The organism is Aeromonas sp. s6, assembly GCF_040907815.1.
Classification (GTDB): Bacteria; Pseudomonadota; Gammaproteobacteria; order Enterobacterales; family Aeromonadaceae; genus Aeromonas; species Aeromonas caviae.
On the sequence record NZ_JBFOCN010000095.1, the window covers coordinates 105,679 to 125,326 of the forward strand.

Consider the following 19,648-nt stretch of genomic DNA (forward strand, 5'->3'; position numbering starts at 1 on the left):
ATTCTCCGCCTAATCCATAACAAGGTCAATATGGTTTTTGATGTAATGGTTTTAGCTCTAATGAATATTGTGTTAGGTTATCGGACAATTGCCCCATTCCAACCCGATATTTGAGGAGTGAAATCATGCATGACGACCTGGATATCAAGTCCCTGGTTGCCGACCTGCGTGTGGTCAGAGTTCGCTATGAACTGCCGGACACCGCAGCATTTGTGCGTTATCAACCTGCCTATGACGAGGACCCCAACAACCTCAAGGTACACCACTACGATGGTGAGCTGCCGCTCTCTTGCAGCAACACAGGTTCTTTCAGTCTAAAGGAGTTGGTCAATGAGCTGCGCTATGCCTATGTGCTGGTTCACCTCTTCCCCGACGAGAGTGCCATGAACTTTTATCTGGCGGGTCTGGACAATGGGCTGGCACAGCTGGAGTTCATCGGTGGCTCCTATGACTTCAACCGCCTCTGGATCACCAGCGGTGTCTCCAATCTGGGGGTGCCCATGGCTATCTTCCTCGGCAAACGCCACGCAGTGAACGGCCAGCCGTCGGTGACCCTGGTGGATCACCGTGAGCAGGTGGCAGGTCGTCTGGCCTATCGCGCCATCGGCGGTGCCGGCGATCACGTGGGTGAAGACTTTTTCAACAACGACTAAGGAGGCCCGATGCGAGCAACCAAAGGGCTTTTGAAAGGCCTCAATCCCACCATGGCCATGACGGCCCTGACCGTCGTGACCCTCTTCCTGCTGTTCGGCGTCTTTGATCCGGATACCGCAGGCACCTGGTTTACCGGGGCCAAGGACACCATCATTGCTGGCTTCAAGTGGTATTACATCCTGGTGGTCGCCCTGTTCCTGTTCTTCGCCGTCTACCTGATGTTCAGCCGCTTTGGCAGCATCCGGCTGGGCGACGACGACCAGGTACCGGAGTTTGGCTACTTTGCCTGGTTTTCCATGCTGTTCAGCGCAGGCATGGGCATAGGCCTGGTGTTCTGGAGTATCGCCGAGCCCATGTATCACCTGCAGGGCAACCCCTTCATCACCGAAGGTATGACGCCGGAAGCGGCCCAGATCGCCATGCGCCTCACCTTCTTCCACTGGGGTCTGCACCCCTGGGCCATCTATGTGATCGTCGGCCTGTCGCTGGCCTTCTTCAGCTACCGGCGCAAGTTGCCGCTGGCCATCCGCTCCGTGCTCTACCCCATTCTTGGCGATCGCATCTACGGCTTCTGGGGCCATGCCGCCGACGTGCTGGCGGTGTTCGGTACCGTGTTCGGGGTGGCGACCTCCCTTGGGCTGGGAGTTTCCCAGATGAACACCGGCCTCAATCAGATGTTCGGCATGGGCGTGTCACAAGCGAACCAGCTCTGGCTCATCGGTGGCATCAGCCTGATTGCCACCCTGTCGGCCATCTCCGGCGTCGGGCGCGGGGTGAAGATCCTCTCCGAACTCAATATCTGGTTGAGCGTGTTCGTGCTGGGCCTCTTCCTGGTGCTGGGGCCGACCACCTACATACTCAACGCCTATGTGCAGAACATCGGTGATTACCTGCAGAACATCGTCAAGCTGAGCTTCTGGACCAATACCGAAGCCAACGGTACCTCGGCCTGGCAGTCTAGCTGGACCGCATTTTACTGGGGCTGGTGGATCGCGTGGGCACCCTTTGTCGGCATGTTCATCGCCCGCATCTCCAAGGGCCGCACGATTCGTGAATTCGTGCTCGGTGTTCTGCTGGTGCCCTCCCTGCTCGGCATGTTCTGGCTCACCGTGTTCGGCGGGACTGCCATGAACCTGGAGCTGTTCGGTGGCGGCGGCGTGGTGGAAGCGGTCAATCAGGATGTCACCATGGCGCTCTACAAGACGGTGGAACTGCTGCACTGGGAGACCTTCGGCTGGATTGCCAAGGGGGTGCTGACCCTGCTTATCTGCACCTACTTCATCACCTCCAGCGACTCGGGCACGCTCGTGATTACGACGCTGCTCTCCATCGGCGACCAGGATCCCCCCGTGCTGCACCGTGCCATCTGGGGACTGGGGCAGGGGCTGGTCGCGGCCATTCTGCTGGTCTCCGGCGGGCTTGCCGCCCTGCAGGCCGCCAGCATCATCGCCGCGCTGCCCTTCTCGGTCATCATGCTGGCCATGTGCTACTCCCTGATGCAGGGGCTCAAACAGGAGAGCCAGCACCAGTTCGAATACAGGCAGAAGCTCAAGCGCCATCCGGGGTCGGTCAATCTGAGCCTGATGGATCGCATCGGTCCGGGCTGATGACAGGTTCGGTCAAACGAAAGGGGAACCTCGCGGTTCCCCTTTTTCATGCCTGTTCGGCGGTCGGTAGCTACAGCATCTGCTTGAGTCGATAGAGCAGGTCAAGGGCCTGGCGCGGGGTCAGCTCGTCCGGGCGAACTGCTGCCAGCTCCTCCACCACAGGATGGGGTTGCGGGGCGAGAGTTACCGGAGCCGGACGGCTTTCGCCGGCGGCCACCGGAGTGGCACTCTCCAGCTCGTGCAGTTTGTGGCGGGCCTGGTGGATCACCGATTTCGGCACCCCGGCCAGCGCCGCTACCTGCAGGCCGTAGGATCGGCTGGCCGCACCTTCCTGCACCGCGTGCATGAAGGCGATGGTGTCGCCGTGCTCCACCGCATCCAGGTGGACGTTGGCCAGCCCACTCATCAGCTCGGGCAGGCGGGTCAGCTCGAAGTAGTGAGTGGCGAACAGGGTGTAGGCGCCAATCTTGCTTGCCAGCTGCTCGGCGCAGGCCCAGGCCAGCGAGAGGCCGTCGTAGGTGCTGGTGCCGCGGCCAATCTCGTCCATCAGCACCAGACTGCGGGCGGTGGCGTTGTTGAGGATATTGGCGGTTTCGGTCATCTCCACCATAAAGGTGGAGCGGCCGGAGGCGAGATCATCCGACGCCCCGATGCGGGTGAAGATGCGGTCGATGGGGCCGATGCGGGCGCTGTCGGCGGGCACGAATGCGCCGATATGGGCCAGCAGCACGATGAGCGCGGTCTGGCGCATGTAGGTCGATTTACCGCCCATGTTGGGGCCGGTGATGATCAACATCCGCCGCTCCCGCTCCAGCCGTATCGGGTTGGCGATAAAGGGGTCGGTCATCACCTGCTCCACCACCGGATGGCGGCCCGCCTCGATGAGGATCTGATCCTCGTCGATGAGTGTGGGGCAGCGATAGTCGAGGGTCTCTGCCCGCTCGGCCAGGTTGGCCAGCACGTCCAGCTCCGCCAGTGCGGCAGCAGACTCCTGCAGATCGCCGAGGTGCGGCAGCAGGGCGTCGAGCAGCTCTTCGTAGAGACGTTTTTCCAGCGCCAGCGCCTGGGCCTGGGCGGTGAGCACTTTGTCCTCGTACTTCTTCAGCTCATCGATGATGTAGCGCTCGTTGTTTTTCAGCGTCTGGCGGCGGATGTAGTGGGCCGGCACCAGGTGGCTGTTGGCGCGGCTCACCTCGATGTAGAAGCCGTGCACCTTGTTGTAGCCCACCTTGAGGGTGTTGATGCCGGTGAGCGCCTTCTCCCGCTCCTCGATGCGGGCTAGGCTGGCGGTGGCGCCATTGGCCAGATCCCGCAGCTCGTCCAGCTCCTGATTGAACCCTTCACGGATGACGCCGCCATCGCGGATGAGCACCGGCGGCACCTCCATCACGGCACGCTCCAGCAGGTCGAACAGCTCGGGGAAGGTACTTGCCCGCTCGCGCAGCTGCTGCACCGCCTCGTGCTCGCTCTCCGCCAGCAGACGCTGCAACTCGGGCAGCTGAGCAAAAGCCTGCCGCAGCCGGGTCAGATCGCGCGGGCGGGCACTGCGCAGGGCGAGGCGCGCCAGCACCCGCTCCACATCGCCGACCTGGCGCAGCAGGCTCCCCAGCTCGTCATAGAGGTTCTGCTCGATGAGCTCCTTGATGGTGCTCTGGCGACCTTTGAGGATCACCCGGTCGCGGATCGGCTGGTGGATCCAGCGCTTGAGCAGGCGGCTGCCCATCGGCGTGGCGGTGCAATCGAGCACGGCGGAGAGGGTATTGTCGTGACCGCCGGCCAGATTCTGGGTCAGCTCCAGATTGCGGCGGGTGGCGGCATCCATGATGACCGCATGATCGGGCTGCTCCAGGCGCACGCTGCGAATGTGGGGCAGGGCGGTGCGCTGGGTGTCTTTCACGTACTGCATCAGGCAGCCGGCGGCGCACAGGGCGGTCTCGCTCTGTTCGACCCCAAAGCCCACCAGATCCTGGGTGCCGAACTGCTGGCACAAGAGCTTGCGGGCGGTGCCGAGCTCGAACTCCCACTCCGGGCGGCGGCGCAGACCGCGGCGACCCTCGACATGGTGCAGGAAGGCGAACGATTCGGGGTAGAGCAGCTCCGCCGGATTGGTGCGTTGCAGCTCCGCCAGCAGGGTCTCCTCTTTCTCGAACTGGTTGATGAAGAAGCGACCGGAGCCGATGTCCATGGTGCCGTAACCGAAGCGGCGGCCATCGTGGTAGACGGCGGCGATCAGGTTGTCCTGCCGCTCGCTGAGCAGCGCCTCGTCGGAGACGGTACCCGGGGTGATGATGCGAATGACCTTGCGCTCCACCGGCCCCTTGCTGGTGGCGGGATCCCCCACCTGCTCGCAGATGGCGGCCGATTCGCCGAGCTGTACCAGCTTGGCGAGATACCCCTCGATGGCGTGATAGGGCACCCCGGCCATCGGGATGGGGCTGCCGGCCGACTGGCCGCGCTTGGTCAGGGAGATGTCGAGCAGCTGGGAGGCCTTGCGGGCGTCGTCGTAGAAGAGCTCGTAGAAGTCACCCATGCGATAGAACAGCAGGATCTCCGGGTTTTCGGCCTTGAGAGTCAGATACTGCTGCATCATGGGGGTGTGGGCGCTCAAGTTGGCGCCTGGCGCTTGGTATTGTGCTGTCATGTGCTATTCCAGAAGGTGCTCTTGCGGGCAAACGTCTGCCGTCATGGGTCTGAATCTGGGGGCCATTCTACATGCTCGAGGCAAGATGGTGAGGAGGAATCTCCGTCTTGGAGGCAAAGCCGGCATCCCGTCGCGGATCTGTGCATCCGGATGATGCTGACTAGAGTGGTCTGGGGGGAGCCTGGCCGAAAAGAGGCATGGGGGAGGAGAAATAGCATCCCCGCACGGATGCGGGGATGGGAGAGACGGGGAGAGTGTCGCCCTCAGTACATGGCTTCGCCGCCGCTCAGCATCTCGTGCAGCTTGGCTTTCTGCTCGGGCGTCAGCACCCGGCTCACCTCGAAGAGGTAGTGGGCGCGATGGTAGCGGGCCTCGGCCTGTACGTCGCTGATGGTCTGCAACTGCTTCCTCGCCGCCACTTCATCCCATTTGCCGGACTTGATCATGTTGACGATGACGTCCTGGCCGATGGCATCGAGCTTGATTGAGCCCAGCTCCCTGGTGGCCTGCTCGCGCAGCCCTTTGATCTGCTCCACCTGGGCGCTGGAGAGGTTCAGCTCCTGGGCCAGGGTGGTCTCGCTCTGCAGCTCGGCGGTGCCCTCGGTGGCAAAGGCATGGGTGGCGATACACATTGCGAGGGCTGTCATGGCGACGTTGAACGGATGCATCATCCGGCTTTCTCCTTGGTCTGATGGGATGGAAACCGCATGCATGGCGGTGTTGGAACATGATAACGAGCAGCCATGTACTGGAGCTTAAGCGACGACAACTTGCTGACGCAGTGGCCCCGGGGTCGGTTGCCCGAGGAGCGGGGCAACTGCATAATGAGCGCCATATTTCGCCTGGAAGAGGCCGGAAGAGGACGCGATGATGGGACTTGAAGCAGAGATCTCCCGCTTATCCCGGGAACTGGGCGAGGCACTGCTGGCCAGAGGCTGGCTGGCCGCCACGGCGGAATCCTGTACCGGCGGCGGGGTTGCCACTGCCATCACGGATACTGCCGGCAGCTCTGCCTGGTTCGATCGCGGTTTCGTGACCTACACCAACGAAGCCAAACAGCAGATGCTCGGCGTTAGCATCGACAGCCTGTTGCGCCACGGCGCCGTCAGCGAACCCGTGGTGCTGGAGATGACCCGGGGCTGCCTGGCTCGCTCCGATGCGGGTATCTGCGTGGCCATCAGCGGTATCGCCGGGCCTGGTGGTGGCAGCGAGGAGAAACCGGTCGGCACTGTCTGGTTTGCCTGGGCAGATCGTACCGGTCGTCACCACTCCCTGCTCGCACGTTTCGATGGGGATCGCCATCAGGTGCGCCAGCAGGCGGTCAGACAGGCCTTGTCCGGACTCCTGGCACTGCTCAAATAAATTGGGCTTGATACTGTATACATAAACAGTATACTTAGCCCAACTTCACTTCTTACTCACGATTCCCAGCGGAGATTGGCATGGATCAGAACAAACAGAAGGCACTGGCGGCTGCGCTGGGCCAGATCGAAAAGCAGTTTGGCAAAGGCTCCATCATGCGTCTGGGCGACAGCAAGACCATGGATATCGAAGCCATCTCCACCGGCTCCCTCTCTCTGGACGTGGCGCTGGGGATCGGTGGTCTGCCGTGCGGTCGTATCGTCGAGATCTACGGTCCGGAATCGTCCGGTAAAACTACGCTGACCCTGCAGGTGATCGCCGAAGCCCAGAAGAAGGGCAAGACCTGTGCCTTCGTCGATGCGGAGCACGCACTGGATCCTATCTATGCCGCCAAGCTGGGCGTCAACGTCGACGACCTGCTCATCTCCCAGCCGGATACCGGTGAACAGGCACTGGAGATTTGCGACATGCTGGTGCGCTCCAATGCCGTCGACGTCATCATCGTCGACTCCGTGGCGGCCTTGACCCCGAAAGCGGAAATCGAAGGGGAGATGGGTGACTCCCACGTCGGCCTGCAGGCTCGTCTGATGTCGCAGGCGCTGCGTAAATTGACCGCCAACATCAAGAACGCCAACTGCCTGTGCATCTTCATCAACCAGATCCGGATGAAGATCGGTGTCATGTTCGGCAGCCCGGAGACCACCACCGGTGGTAACGCTTTGAAGTTCTACGCTTCCGTGCGCCTGGACATCCGTCGTACCGGCGCCATCAAGGAGGGTGACGAAGTGGTCGGTAACGAGACCCGCGTCAAGGTAGTGAAGAACAAGGTGGCGCCACCCTTCAAGCAGGCTGAATTCCAGATCTTCTATGGTGCCGGCATCTCCAAGGAGGGCGAGCTGGTGGACCTGGGCGTCAAGCACAAGCTGATCGACAAGGCGGGTGCCTGGTACAGCTACAACGGCGAGAAGATCGGCCAGGGTAAAGCCAACGTGATGAAGCTCTTCTCCGAAAACAAGGCACTGGCTGCCGAGGTGGAAGTGAAGCTGCGCGAGCTGCTGCTCTCCGGCGCCGCGCCGGTGGAGGAGAAGGCCACGGCTGCCGAATACGCCGAGTTTGAAGCCGAAAACGAACAAGAGTTCGAATAAGGAATGAGGAAAGGCCGGGTTGATACCCGGCCTTGTTGTTTATGGTGGATGAATCAGTGAACGAGCCGGGCGAGCCCGTCGAATTGACCTTTGAAGAGCAGGTCGCCGCCGCCCGCGCCTTTGCCATGCGCAGTCTTGCCCGCCGCGAAAGTGCTGAATCCGAGCTGGCCAGACGCCTGCGTCAGAAGGGATTCGAGGAGGAGGTGGTCGCCGTTGTACTCGACCATTGCCGTGGCTATGGCTGGGTCAATGACGATCGTTACGGTGCCATGGCGGTGCGGGCCGGTGCGGCCAAAGGCCATGGTCCGCTCAGGATCCGCTTCGACCTGCGTCGCAAGGGGCTGGATGACACCCAGATCGAGGCGGCCCTGGATCAACCCGAGCTCGACTGGTTCGAACTGGCGCTTGCGTTGTTGTCGCGTCGGGCAAAGGCGACCGACTTTGCCGACTTCAAACTGCGCCTGAAGTGGCTCAAATATCTGATGGGGCGTGGTTTTACCCAGGAGCAAGCCCGTTACGCCCTCTCAGCCATGCAAGGTGAGCAATAGTGGCGCGCCGAGGTTGGACCTATGGGCAGGATTTCCCTTGGTGTGCGGTGCGGCTGGTGGGGAATATCAGCCCTTCGCCGGGTCTGTCGATGGTGGCCCTGTGGTCGAGCGAGGCATCCCGAAGCCCCCCTGTTGCGACGTGCTTGCGGGTGCTGCTGCCAAACGCTGGCCCCTTGGGGGCTATTTCACCCGCCAAGGGTCCCCACGTTTTACTTTACCCTGCAGAAAACTTACATTAATGCGGTTAAAAGTCCGTATTCGAATCAAGCAGGATTTTCCATGTACATGTCCACGTCAGAGATTCGCGCTGCGTTTCTCGAGTATTTCCGCACCCAGGGACACCAGGTTGTCTCTTCCAGCTCGCTGGTACCGCACAACGATCCGACCCTGCTGTTCACCAACGCAGGGATGAACCAGTTCAAGGACGTGTTCCTTGGCGCCGACAAGCGTGCCTATCACCGTGCCACCACGGCCCAGCGTTGCGTGCGGGCTGGCGGCAAGCACAATGACCTGGAAAACGTCGGCTATACCGCCCGTCACCATACCTTCTTCGAGATGCTGGGCAACTTCAGCTTCGGTGACTACTTCAAACAGGACGCCATCCGGTTTGCATGGGAATTCCTGACCGGTACCCTCAAGCTGCCCAAAGAGCGCCTGCTGGTGACCGTCTACGCGACTGATGACGAAGCCTTCGACATCTGGGAAAAAGAGGTCGGCGTGCCGGCCGATCGCATCGTGCGCATCGGTGACAACAAGGGTGCTCCTTATGCATCCGACAACTTCTGGGCCATGGGCGATACCGGCCCATGCGGTCCCTGCACCGAGATCTTCTACGACCACGGCGATCACATCTGGGGTGGCCCTCCCGGTTCACCGGAAGAGGATGGCGACCGCTTCATCGAGATCTGGAACGTGGTCTTCATGCAGTTCAACCGTCAGGCTGACGGCACCATGGAGCCGCTGCCCCGTCCGTCCGTGGATACCGGCATGGGTCTGGAGCGTATCTCCGCCATCATGCAGGGGGTGCACTCCAACTATGAGATCGACATCTTCCAGGCGTTGATCAAGAAGGCGGCCGAGATTGTCGGCACCACGGATCTGAGCAACCAGTCCCTGCGCGTCATCGCGGACCACATCCGTTCCTGCGCCTTCCTGGTGGCTGACGGTGTCATGCCCTCCAATGAAGGTCGCGGCTACGTGCTGCGCCGCATCATCCGCCGCGCCGTGCGTCACGGCCGCAAGCTGGGTGCTACCGACGTCTTCTTCTACAAGCTGGCTGCCGAGCTGGCCGTGCAGATGAAGGATGTGGCGGCGGAACTGATCGCCCAGCTGCCGCTGGTCGAGCGAGTGTTGCGCATCGAGGAGGAGCAGTTCGTCCGCACGCTGGACAGAGGTCTGCTGCTGCTGGAAGACGCCCTGGCCAACCTCGGTGATGCCAAGGTGATCCCGGGTGAAGTGGTGTTCAAGCTCTATGACACTTACGGCTTCCCGGCCGACCTGACCGCCGATGTGGTGCGCGAGCGCGAGATCGGCATCGACGAAGAGGGCTTCAAGGCCGAGATGGAGAAGCAGCGCGCCCGCGCGAAAGAGGCTTCCAGTTTCGGCGTGAACTACAACGACGTGCTGAAGCTCGATTTCGAGACCCCCTTTACCGGTTACAAACAGCTGAGCCAGAACACTCAGGTGGTCGGTATCTACAAGGATGGTGTCGAGGTCAATGGCCTCATCGCTGGTGAAGAGGCCGTGATCGTGCTGGCGGAGACCCCCTTCTATGCGGAGTCCGGCGGTCAGGTGGGTGACAGCGGCATCCTCAAGGTGGATGACGGCATCTTCGCCGTCACCGACACCCAGAAAGCGGGCAAGGCGATCATCCACAAGGGCTATCTGGAACTGGGTACCCTGGAGAAGGGAGCCGAGGTCGAGGCCGTGGTCGATGGCGACCGTCGTCAGGCCATCGCCCTTAACCACTCCGTGACTCACCTGCTGCACGCGGCCTTGCGCCAGGCGCTGGGTGAGCACGTGACCCAGAAAGGATCCCTGGTGGGCGCCGAGCGCATGCGCTTCGACTTCTCCCACTTCGAAGGGCTGACCATGGCGACCATTCGCCGGATCGAGGAGCTCGTCAACGCCCAGATCCGTGCCAACCACGAGGTGGCCACCCAGCTGATGGGGCTGGAAGAGGCCAAGTCAGCCGGTGCCATGGCGCTGTTTGGCGAGAAATATGAAGACGATGTGCGTGTGGTACGCATGGGCGACTACTCCACCGAGCTGTGCGGCGGTACTCACGCCAAGCGCACCGGTGACATCGGCTTCTTCAAGATCATTGCCGAGAGCGGCATCGCGGCTGGCGTGCGTCGTATCGAAGCGGTCACCGGCAAGAGCGCCATCGATCTGATGCACCAGCTGGGTGAACAGATCGAAGAGGCCGCCGCGCTGGTGAAGGGCGATCAGTTTTCCATCGCCGACAAGGTGCGCCAGGTACTGGACAAGGCCAAGATGATGGAGCGCGAGCTGGAACAGCTCAAAGCCAAGCTGGCGGCGCAGGCGGGTAACGACCTGCTGAGTCAGGTCATCGACATCAATGGCCAGAAGGTGCTGGTTGCCGCCCTGGAAGGGGTCGACCCCAAATCCCTGCGCGGCATGCTGGACGAGCTGAAGAACCAGATGAAATCCGGTGTCGTGCTGCTGGCAACCAGCAGTGATGGCAAGGTCAACCTGATCGCGGGCGTGACCAATGACCTGACCGGTAAGGTCAAAGCTGGTGAGCTGGTCAATCTGGTGGCCCAGCAGGTGGGTGGCAAGGGCGGTGGTCGTCCCGACATGGCACAGGCGGGTGGTACCCAGCCTGAGGCGGTGCCGGCGGCGCTGCAATCCGTTCACTCCTGGCTGGAAGAGCGCCTGTAAGCGGGCGAGGTGATCTGTGGCACTCTATGTACAGAAGTACGGTGGCACCTCGGTCGGCACGCTGGAGCGGATCGAGGCAGTTGCTGAGCGGGTTCAACTGACCCGTGCCCAGGGACATGACGTGGTGGTGGTGGTCTCCGCCATGTCGGGCGAAACCAACCGGTTGCTGGGCATGGCCCAGCAGCTGGACCAGGATGCCAACCGGCGCGAGATGGATGTGCTGATCTCCACCGGTGAGCAGGTCACCATTGCACTGCTGGCGATTGCGCTCAACAAGCGCGGTTGCCCCGCAGTCTCGATGACCGGTGATCAGGTCCGCATCCACACCGACTCCGCCTATGGCAAGGCGCGCATCACCCGTATCGACACCGAGCAGGTGGAAGCCGCACTCGGTGCCGGCAAGGTGGTGGTGATCGCCGGTTTCCAGGGGCGCGATGAGCACAATGCCATCACGACCCTGGGCCGAGGGGGTTCGGATACCACCGCAGTGGCCGTGGCTGCGGCCATCAAGGCCGATGAGTGCCAGATTTTTACCGATGTGGACGGGGTGTATACCACGGATCCGCGCATCGAGCCCAAGGCGCGTCGCCTCGATACCATCACCTTCGAGGAGATGCTCGAGATGGCGAGTCTCGGCGCCAAGGTGTTGCAGATCCGTTCGGTCGAGTTCGCGGGCAAGTACCGCGTGCCGCTAAGGGTGCTGTCGAGTTTCGTCGACGGAGAGGGAACCTTAATCACATATGGAGGTGAGAGGATGGAAGCACCCCTGGTATCCGGCATTGCGTTCAATCGCAACGAGGCCAGCCTGACCATTCTGGGTGTGCCGGACAGGCCGACCGTGGCCGCGCAGATCCTGAATCCGATCAGCGACGCCAACATAGATGTCGACATGATAGTGCAGAACACCATGGGGGATGGCACCGCCGATTTCACCTTCACGGTGAATCGCGATGATTATCGCCGGGCCCGCGCCTTGCTGGAGGAGACCGCCAGCGAGCTGGGGGCCGCCTGCGTGCAGGGCAACGGAGAGATCGCCAAGGTCTCCATCGTCGGGGTCGGCATGTGGAATCATCCTGGTGTAGCGCGCACCATGTTCAAGGTATTGGGTGAGGAAGGGATCAACATGCAGCTGATCTCTACCTCTGAAATCAAGATATCCGTGGTGATTGACGAGAAGTACCTGGAGCTGGCCGTGCGTTCGTTGCACTCGGCGTTCGGGTTGGATCAAGAGCCTCATGAGCAGCCCTTGGGAAACAATCCCTGATTGATTTAGTTTCAACCATTTACCATATCGGTATCTTTGTAAGATAATGGCGCATATCGATATAAATACAAAACAGGATACAGGAGCAAGCGAATGCTTATTTTGACTCGTCGTGTAGGGGAAACCCTGATGATTGGTGACGAAGTAACCGTTACCGTACTGGGCGTAAAAGGGAACCAGGTTCGTATCGGTGTGAATGCACCGAAAGAGGTTTCCGTACACCGCGAAGAGATCTACATGCGGATACAGGCCGAGAAAGTCCCGGGCCAACCGAATTTCTAAGCCATTTCATGGCTGCCTGAAGGCGACATCCCGGATGTCGCCTTTTGTTTTTCAGGGGCCTGCAAATCGGCCTGCAGAGCGCGAAACTACTGGGTAAGTGTCGATATTGCTTGAATATTCCACTCTTTGGCCAAATGCTGAGCGAACGCTTTGTTTTCTCCAAAAAAGTGTTTGACTAAAAATCCCTGTGAAGTATTATCAGCCCCGCAAACGGAGAGGTGGCCGAGAGGCTGAAGGCGCTCCCCTGCTAAGGGAGTATGCGGCTTATACCCGCATCGGGGGTTCGAATCCCCCCTTCTCCGCCATTTTGCGCCCGTAGCTCAGCTGGATAGAGTACCTGGCTACGAACCAGGTGGTCAGAGGTTCGAATCCTCTCGGGCGCACCATATTTGACTCTTGGAGTCATGTGTTGACCATCAGCAAGTCGGCACTAAAGAAGGCTTACTGTTGAGTAAGCTTTTTTTATCGTTTGAAAACAGGGCGCCCGTAGCTCAGCTGGATAGAGTACCTGGCTACGAACCAGGTGGTCAGAGGTTCGAATCCTCTCGGGCGCACCATTTCAAGCAATACAATGATTTATGAGCGCCCGTAGCTCAGCTGGATAGAGTACCTGGCTACGAACCAGGTGGTCAGAGGTTCGAATCCTCTCGGGCGCACCATGTTTCAAGCAGTGCAACAATTTATGAGCGCCCGTAGCTCAGCTGGATAGAGTACCTGGCTACGAACCAGGTGGTCAGAGGTTCGAATCCTCTCGGGCGCACCATATTTCAAGCAGTGCAACAAGTTGTGAGCGCCCGTAGCTCAGCTGGATAGAGTACCTGGCTACGAACCAGGTGGTCAGAGGTTCGAATCCTCTCGGGCGCACCATACAGACAGCCTCGACGTCAGTCGGGGCTGTTTTTTTATGGGCGATTTCCTCCTCCCCATCATGGGGTTGTCTCTCTCGTGTCCTTCTCCCTGACGCCCCCACGGGGGACGGTTCCCCCCGGCTGCACGTGCCCCCGGGTAACCACTCTCGACGTATCTTGTCTGGCAGGCTGCTGACACATCCCGTGGCCGTGCCTGTGGACCTGGGTGCCCTTACCATAACGCACTATGCTGTGCGGGGCTGGCGCCCTCTGGCGGCCTGCTGAGGCGTTTGGCGGGCAATAAAAAAGGATGCCGCGGCATCCTTTCATGTCTTCGTTGAGAGAATCAGCTTTTCAGCCACTTGCGGATGCGGTTGGCATCCCCGACAGGGGTGCGTTTGCCCACCGAGTTGAGCAGTACGATGGCGAGCTCCTGACGATCCGGTTTGGCACGCATCAGCAGGCAGCGGCCCGCTTCGTCGGTATAGCCTGTCTTGGAGAGGCGTACATCCCAGTCCGGGTTCTTCACCAGCGGGTTGGTATTGTTGAACATCAGGCTGTAGGCCGGCTTGCGAAAGCGCATCTCCCTGCTGGTGTCCTGGGTGAATTCACGGATCAGCGGCTGTCGATAGGCCGCAGAGAGGAGCTTGGCCAGATCCTGGGCGGTGGAGACGTTGCGGGTGGAGAGACCGGTGGAGTCATAGTAGCGGGTGTTGCGCATGCCGAGCTGTCTGGCCTTGTTGTTCATGGCGCGGATGAAGGCCTGGCGACCCCCCGGGTAGTGGCGGGCAAGCGCCGAGGCCATGCGGTTCTCGGAGGACATCAGCGCCAGATGCAGGGCGTCGCGGCGGCTGACCTGGGTGCCCATGCGCACCCGTGAATAGGTGTGCTTGATGTTGTCCCTGTCGTTCTGATCGATGGTCAGGGTCTGATTGAGGTTCTGGCGGGCATCCAGCACCACCAGCGCCGTCATCAGCTTGGTGAGAGAGGCGATGGGGCGCACCCGGGTGGGGTTTTTCTGATACAGGGTCTTGCCGGTGTTGACGTCCATCACCAGGGCACTGCCCGATTTGAGCTGCAGCTTGGCCGGGTCGGGGGTCGCCAGGGCTGTCTGCGAACCCAGCAGTCCCATCAATCCACCTACCAGCGCGATTGCGCGAATCCAACACCCCATACAACCAACTCCATCCACAGCGAAAAAAGGCGCTAGATTCACTCATTTTTGCCCCTGCTTTACAAGAGCGAGCAGGGGGAAATCGCCACTATTTTCCATAAAAAAGGGCCGCCTGTGGGCGACCCTGTGGTTTGTCTCACTCTCTGGAGACGCCGGGCTTGCGTCTGCTCCACCAGCGCCAGACCAGAGCGATGAGGCCGCCCACCAGCAGCACGACCGGCAGGTAGATAATGACGCTGAGAAATTGGGACTCATACTGCGCGGCCAGCTTGGTGTGGCTCAGGTAGTAACCCAGCCCGACCAGGGGGCAGATCCACATGATGGAGCTGATCAGGTTGACCACCAGGAAGCGCCCCTGGGGGATCTCGTTGGCGCCGACGATATAGGGGTAGGCGGTACGCACGAAGGCGATGTAGCGGGCGGTGATCAGGGTGATGATGCCGTACTTGTTGAGCAGGTAGTGCACCTTCTCCTTGTGCTTGTCATCGAGATGGGACATCAGCCTGTGATACATCCGGGTGTGGCCGAGGAAACGCCCCTGCATGTAGCCAAGCCAGGTACCGACGAAGGTCGCCATGATCAGCAGCGGGACCACTGCCATCGGCAACACCCCCTGATAGATCAGCACGCCGGTCAGGATCAGCAGGGTATCCCCTGGCAGGAAGGCGGTGGGGATAAAGCCATTCTCGAGCACCAGGAAGGTCAGCAGGACGACATAGACCATGAAGACCATCTTGGGATCAGAGAGTGTCGCCAGATCCTGATGCATAAAGGCGTGAGCCAGGTGGTAAAACTGCTCCATACATGCAAACTCCGCAGGTTAGCTGGGTTGGTCGGTCAAGGGCATGGCAAGTACCTTGTCGATGCGCAGGCCGTCCATATCCACGATTTCCAGTTGCCACTGTTCCAGGGTGACCAGGTCTCCGGTCTGGGGAAGGCGGCCAAGGAGCAGCATGATAAGCCCTCCAAGGGTGTGATAGTGATGTTTTTCTTCTTCCGGCAGACGAACCAGCTCCAGACAGTCCTTCAATTCTGGCAGTGGAATGAGGCCGTCGAGCAGCCAGCTGCCGTCGGCGCGCTGGAAGGCCCAGTTGTCCTCCCCATCTTCCTGCTGGAAGTCGCCGGCCAGGGTTTCCAGCAGATCCTGCTGGGTGACCAGCCCCTGCAGCTCGCCATATTCGTCCACCACCAGCACCATGTGCTCGGAGTGGGTACGGAAGTGGTTGAGCAGCTCCAGGCCGTTGAGGGTCTCCGGCAGCAGGCTGCCGTCCTGGGTCAGCGCCGCCAGATCGATGGGCTCTCCCTTGATGTAGGCGTGCAGCACCTTGCTGACGTTGAGGATGCCGACGAGATCCGACAGGCTGCCGTCACAGACAGGGAAGAAGCTGTGGCGATACTCCACCAGACGTTGGAGGTTCACTTCCAGCGGCAGTGACAGGTCCAGATAGCGGATGTCGCTGCGCGGCACCATCAGGGAGGCCAGGCTGCGTTCGTCGAGGCGGAACACGTTGCGCAACATAGTGTGCTCATGGTCCTCGATCACCCCCGCTTCGGAGCCCTCCACCAGCATGGCGTGGATCTCCTCCTGAGTGACGTTGTTGCTGCTGCGCTGATCGACCCGCAGCAGCCGCAGGCTGGCATTGGTGGAGGCGGAGAGCAACCAGACGAAGGGACGGGTCAGGGTCGCCAGCCAGAGCATGGGGCGGGCTACCAGACAGGCAATGCGCTCGGCGCTGAGCTGTCCGAGGCGTTTGGGCACGAGCTCCCCTACCACGATGGAGAGATAGGTGACCAGCACGACCACGATGACGGTGGCGAGCAGGCTGCTGCTCTTGGGGGAGAGCCCCCACTCCTGCAGCCAGAGGGCGAAGGGTTGGGCCAGCAGGGACTCGCCATAGATACCGTTGAGCAGGCCGATGCTGGTGATGCCGATCTGTACGGCGGAGAGGAAATGGGTCGGATCTTCCCCGAGCTTGAGGGCGATGGCGGCGGAGCGGCTCCCTTCGCTCGCCATTTTGGCGAGGCGTGCCTTGCGTGCCGTCACGATGGCGATTTCCGACATGGCGAAGACGCCATTGAGCAAAATCAATCCAAACAGGATCAATATTTCCATACTGCAGCAGCACTCCCGATAGAAAAGACCGCTGGCAGTGTAATGAATTTGCGGGCTCTGCGCTTGTGAAAGGAGGTGATTTGGCTCGTGAATTTTTGAATATCGCCCCGGCGGGAGGGATAAAACTGCGGGGCAGAAGAGGGAGAACTGAACCCCTGACATGAAAAAGCCCCCGATAAACGGGGGCTTGTCATGTTGCGCTGTGGCTTAGAGCGCGGCGATCTCGGCCTGCTGAGCTTCCAGCTTGGTCAGCTGGAGACGGTAATCTTCCAGCTTCTCGCGCTCCTTGATGATGACTGCTTCCGGCGCCTTGGCGACGAAGGCTTCGTTGCCGAGCTTGCCTTCGATGCGGCCGCACTCGCCCACCAGACGGGCCACCTCTTTGGCCAGACGGGCCAGTTCGGCTTCCTTGTCGATGAGACCGGCCATGGGGATCATCAGCTCGGTGGCACCGATCAATTTCTTGACCGACAGCGGGGCGGTTTCACCGGCCGCCAGTACGCGGATGGATTCCAGACGGGCCAGGGACTTGAGGAAGGCCTTGTTGCCCTGGGCGCGCTCGGCATCCTTGGCATCGCACTGGAGCAGCACGTTGAGGGGCACGCTCGGGGCCACGTTCATCTCGGCGCGGATGTTGCGGATGCTGACGATGAACTCCTTCACCCACTCCTGATCCGCCATCGCGGCGTCGTCCACCTTGGCGGCGTCGAATTCCGGGAAAGCCTGAATCATGATGGTGTCGGCGTGTACGCCGGCCAGCGGGGCGACCGATTTCCAGATGGTTTCGGTGATGAACGGGATGATCGGGTGTGCCAGGCGCAGCAGGGTCTCGAGGACACTGACGAGGGTGTGGCGGGCAGCGCGCTGCTCGGCCTCGGAACCCTTGGTCAGCACCGGCTTGGTCAGCTCCAGATACCAGTCACAGAACTGGTTCCAGATAAATTCGTACAAGACGCCTGCCGCGATATCGAAGCGGTAGGTATCGAGGGCGGTGCGGAAGTCTCGGATGGCCACTTGCAGCTGGGACTGGATCCAGCGATCCGCCAGGCTGAACTGCATCTCGCCACCGGCAAAGCCGCAATCCTGATCTTCGGTGTTCATCAGCACATAGCGGGAGGCGTTCCACAGCTTGTTGCAGAAGTTGTTGTAGCCATCCAGGCGCTTCATGTCCCAGTTGATGTCACGGCCGGTGGAGGCGAGCGCCGCCAGGGTGAAGCGCAGGGCGTCGGTGCCGTGGGCATTGATCCCTTCCGGGAACTGCTTGGCGGTGCGCTTGGCGATCTTCTCGGCCATCTGCGGCTGCATCATGTTGCCGGTGCGCTTCTCCAGCAGGTCTTCCAGGGAGATGCCGTCGATCATGTCCAGGGGGTCCAGCACGTTGCCCTTGGACTTGGACATCTTCTGGCCTTCTTCGTCACGGATGAGGCCGGTGATGTAGACGGTCTTGAACGGGACTTGCGGCTGGCCGTTCTCGTCCTTGATGAAGTGCATGGTCATCATGATCATCCGGGCAATCCAGAAGAAGATGATGTCGAAGCCGCTCATCAACACGTCGGTCGGGTGGAAGGTCTTGAGCGCCTCGGTGTTGTTCGGCCATCCCAGGGTGGAGAAGGTCCACAGGGCGGAGCTGAACCAGGTATCGAGCACGTCTTCGTCCTGACGCAGCACGGTCACGGACGGGATGCTGTGCTTGGCGCGCACTTCCTCTTCGTTGCGGCCCACGTAGACGTTGCCGGCATCGTCATACCAGGCTGGGATGCGGTGACCCCACCACAGCTGACGGGAGACGCACCAGTCCTGAATGTCGCGCATCCAGGAGAAGTACATGTTTTCGTACTGCTTCGGTACGAACTGGATGCGGCCATCTTCCACCGCCTCGATGGCGGTCTTGGCCATGGGGGCCACGCGCACGTACCACTGGTCGGTCAGCATGGGCTCGATGGGCACGCCGCCGCGATCGCCGTAAGGCTGTTGCAGCACGTGATCCTTGATCTCGGCCAGGAGGCCCAGCTCGTCCAGCTTGGCGACGATGGCCTTGCGGGCGGCGAAGCGCTCCATCCCGGCGAACTCGGTCGGCAGGGCGGCGTCATAGGCGGTGCTCGGGTTGCCATTGGTATCGACCACTTCGGCCTCGGCACGCACGTGGGCGTCCAGGGTGAAGATGTTGATCATCGGCAGGTTGTGGCGCTTGCCCACTTCGTTGTCGTTGAAGTCGTGGGCCGGGGTGATTTTCACGCAGCCGGTGCCCTTCTCCATGTCGGCGTGTTCGTCGGCAACGATGGGTATCAGACGGTTCACCAGCGGCAGCAGGATGTGCTGGCCGATCAGCGCCTTGTAGCGGGGGTCTTCCGGGTTCACGGCCACGGCGGTATCACCCAGCATGGTTTCCGGACGGGTGGTGGCGACGATCAGGTGATCCTGGCCTTCGGCGGTCTTGGCGCCGTTGGCCAGCGGGTAGCGAAGGTGCCACATGTGGCCCTTGATCTCGCGGTTTTCCACTTCCAGGTCGGAGATGGCGGTGTTGAGCTTGGGATCCCAGTTCACCAGACGCTTGCCGCGGTACATCAGGCCGTCTTCGTACAGGCGCACGAACACTTCCTGGACGGCGGCGGAGAGGCCCTCATCCATGGTGAAGCGCTCGCGCTCCCAATCCACGGAGTCACCCAGACGGCGCATTTGACGGGTGATGGTGCCACCGGACTCTTCCTTCCACTGCCAGATCTTGTCGATGAAGGCTTCCCGGCCGTAATCGTGGCGGGTCTTGCCCTCTTCTGCGGCGATCTTGCGCTCAACCACCATCTGGGTGGCGATACCGGCGTGGTCGGTACCCGCCTGCCACAGGGTGTTCTTGCCCTGCATGCGGTTGTAGCGGATCAGGGTGTCCATCAGGGTCTGCTGGAAGGCGTGACCCATGTGCAGGCTGCCGGTGACGTTCGGCGGCGGGATCATGATGCAGAAGGAGTCTTTGCTGGTGTCGCCGTGGGGCTTGAAGTAGCCCTGGGCTTCCCAGTGCTGGTAGAGCGCCTGTTCGATGGCGTTGTGATTAAAAGTCTTTTCCATGGTCTCGCCGTATTCTGGATGGATGGATTCTGGTGTTGATTCGTCG

General features: G+C 60.9%; 14 protein-coding genes and 6 tRNA genes. 14 read left to right on the top strand and 6 right to left on the bottom strand.

From position 1 onward, the window contains the following. Positions 1 to 125: 125 nt before the first annotated feature. Both AB5Y50_RS14950 and AB5Y50_RS14955 read left to right on the top strand, forming a co-directional pair. Complete coding sequence (locus tag AB5Y50_RS14950) at positions 126 to 653, top strand: hypothetical protein (RefSeq protein ID WP_010672814.1); 528 nt, start codon at positions 126 to 128, stop codon at positions 651 to 653. A gap of 9 nt (positions 654 to 662) precedes the next feature. Continuing rightward, complete coding sequence (locus AB5Y50_RS14955; RefSeq protein ID WP_049636524.1) at positions 663 to 2,261, top strand: BCCT family transporter; 1,599 nt, start codon at positions 663 to 665, stop codon at positions 2,259 to 2,261. Between the two features lie 70 nt (positions 2,262 to 2,331). Here the strand turns inward: AB5Y50_RS14955 and mutS are convergent, their stop codons facing one another. Together mutS and AB5Y50_RS14965 are read right to left on the bottom strand one after the other, a co-directional pair. Continuing rightward, positions 2,332 to 4,902: a DNA mismatch repair protein MutS gene (gene mutS / locus AB5Y50_RS14960; protein WP_039040927.1), complete on the bottom strand. Its 2,571-nt coding sequence runs from the start codon at positions 4,900 to 4,902 to the stop codon at positions 2,332 to 2,334. A gap of 263 nt (positions 4,903 to 5,165) precedes the next feature. Next, positions 5,166 to 5,573: a Spy/CpxP family protein refolding chaperone gene (locus tag AB5Y50_RS14965; protein ID WP_052815400.1), complete on the bottom strand. Its 408-nt coding sequence runs from the start codon at positions 5,571 to 5,573 to the stop codon at positions 5,166 to 5,168. A 199-nt stretch (positions 5,574 to 5,772) separates the two neighbouring features. On the opposite strand from AB5Y50_RS14965, the gene pncC reads away from it, so the two are divergent. The 12 genes from pncC (at position 5,773) to AB5Y50_RS15025 (ending at position 13,274) form a co-directional block, all read left to right on the top strand. Continuing rightward, positions 5,773 to 6,264 carry a nicotinamide-nucleotide amidase gene (pncC, locus tag AB5Y50_RS14970; RefSeq protein WP_029313644.1) on the top strand — a complete coding sequence of 164 codons (492 nt, stop codon included), beginning with the start codon at positions 5,773 to 5,775 and terminating at the stop codon, positions 6,262 to 6,264. An 80-nt stretch (positions 6,265 to 6,344) separates the two neighbouring features. Next, positions 6,345 to 7,409 (top strand): recombinase RecA, encoded by a 1,065-nt coding sequence (recA, locus tag AB5Y50_RS14975; protein WP_043154135.1) that lies wholly within the window; start codon positions 6,345 to 6,347, stop codon positions 7,407 to 7,409. Positions 7,410 to 7,450: 41 nt separating this feature from the next. Continuing rightward, positions 7,451 to 7,957, top strand: a complete 507-nt coding sequence (locus AB5Y50_RS14980; RefSeq protein ID WP_052815401.1) for a regulatory protein RecX — start codon at positions 7,451 to 7,453, stop codon at positions 7,955 to 7,957. A gap of 279 nt (positions 7,958 to 8,236) precedes the next feature. Beyond that, a complete protein-coding gene (gene alaS, locus AB5Y50_RS14985) occupies positions 8,237 to 10,861 on the top strand; it encodes an alanine--tRNA ligase (RefSeq protein WP_041212325.1) in 2,625 nt (874 codons plus the stop codon). Between the two features lie 16 nt (positions 10,862 to 10,877). Further along, the gene (locus AB5Y50_RS14990) at positions 10,878 to 12,125 is read left to right on the top strand and encodes an aspartate kinase (RefSeq protein ID WP_010672822.1); all 1,248 of its coding nucleotides are present in this window, start codon (positions 10,878 to 10,880) and stop codon (positions 12,123 to 12,125) included. Between the two features lie 93 nt (positions 12,126 to 12,218). Then, positions 12,219 to 12,407 (top strand): carbon storage regulator CsrA, encoded by a 189-nt coding sequence (csrA, locus tag AB5Y50_RS14995; RefSeq protein WP_005315760.1) that lies wholly within the window; start codon positions 12,219 to 12,221, stop codon positions 12,405 to 12,407. Positions 12,408 to 12,619: 212 nt separating this feature from the next. Beyond that, positions 12,620 to 12,712, top strand: a tRNA-Ser gene (locus AB5Y50_RS15000). A 4-nt stretch (positions 12,713 to 12,716) separates the two neighbouring features. Continuing rightward, a tRNA-Arg gene (locus AB5Y50_RS15005) sits at positions 12,717 to 12,793 on the top strand. Between the two features lie 94 nt (positions 12,794 to 12,887). Continuing rightward, positions 12,888 to 12,964 (top strand) — tRNA-Arg (locus tag AB5Y50_RS15010). A gap of 25 nt (positions 12,965 to 12,989) precedes the next feature. Continuing rightward, a tRNA-Arg gene (locus tag AB5Y50_RS15015) sits at positions 12,990 to 13,066 on the top strand. 27 nt (positions 13,067 to 13,093) lie between these two features. Further along, positions 13,094 to 13,170, top strand: a tRNA-Arg gene (locus tag AB5Y50_RS15020). Between the two features lie 27 nt (positions 13,171 to 13,197). Then, positions 13,198 to 13,274, top strand: a tRNA-Arg gene (locus tag AB5Y50_RS15025). Between the two features lie 327 nt (positions 13,275 to 13,601). Here AB5Y50_RS15025 and pbpG read toward each other — a convergent pair. From pbpG to AB5Y50_RS15045, 4 genes are all read right to left on the bottom strand, one after another. Then, positions 13,602 to 14,429 carry a D-alanyl-D-alanine endopeptidase gene (gene pbpG / locus AB5Y50_RS15030; RefSeq protein ID WP_041214408.1) on the bottom strand — a complete coding sequence of 276 codons (828 nt, stop codon included), beginning with the start codon at positions 14,427 to 14,429 and terminating at the stop codon, positions 13,602 to 13,604. A 136-nt stretch (positions 14,430 to 14,565) separates the two neighbouring features. After that, a complete protein-coding gene (locus AB5Y50_RS15035; RefSeq protein WP_039040923.1) occupies positions 14,566 to 15,231 on the bottom strand; it encodes a DedA family protein in 666 nt (221 codons plus the stop codon). An 18-nt stretch (positions 15,232 to 15,249) separates the two neighbouring features. Beyond that, positions 15,250 to 16,542 carry a hemolysin family protein gene (locus AB5Y50_RS15040; RefSeq protein ID WP_029313724.1) on the bottom strand — a complete coding sequence of 431 codons (1,293 nt, stop codon included), beginning with the start codon at positions 16,540 to 16,542 and terminating at the stop codon, positions 15,250 to 15,252. A gap of 207 nt (positions 16,543 to 16,749) precedes the next feature. Beyond that, positions 16,750 to 19,602, bottom strand: coding sequence for a valine--tRNA ligase (locus AB5Y50_RS15045; RefSeq protein ID WP_223933129.1), 2,853 nt, complete (start codon positions 19,600 to 19,602; stop codon positions 16,750 to 16,752). Positions 19,603 to 19,648 lie beyond the last annotated feature (46 nt).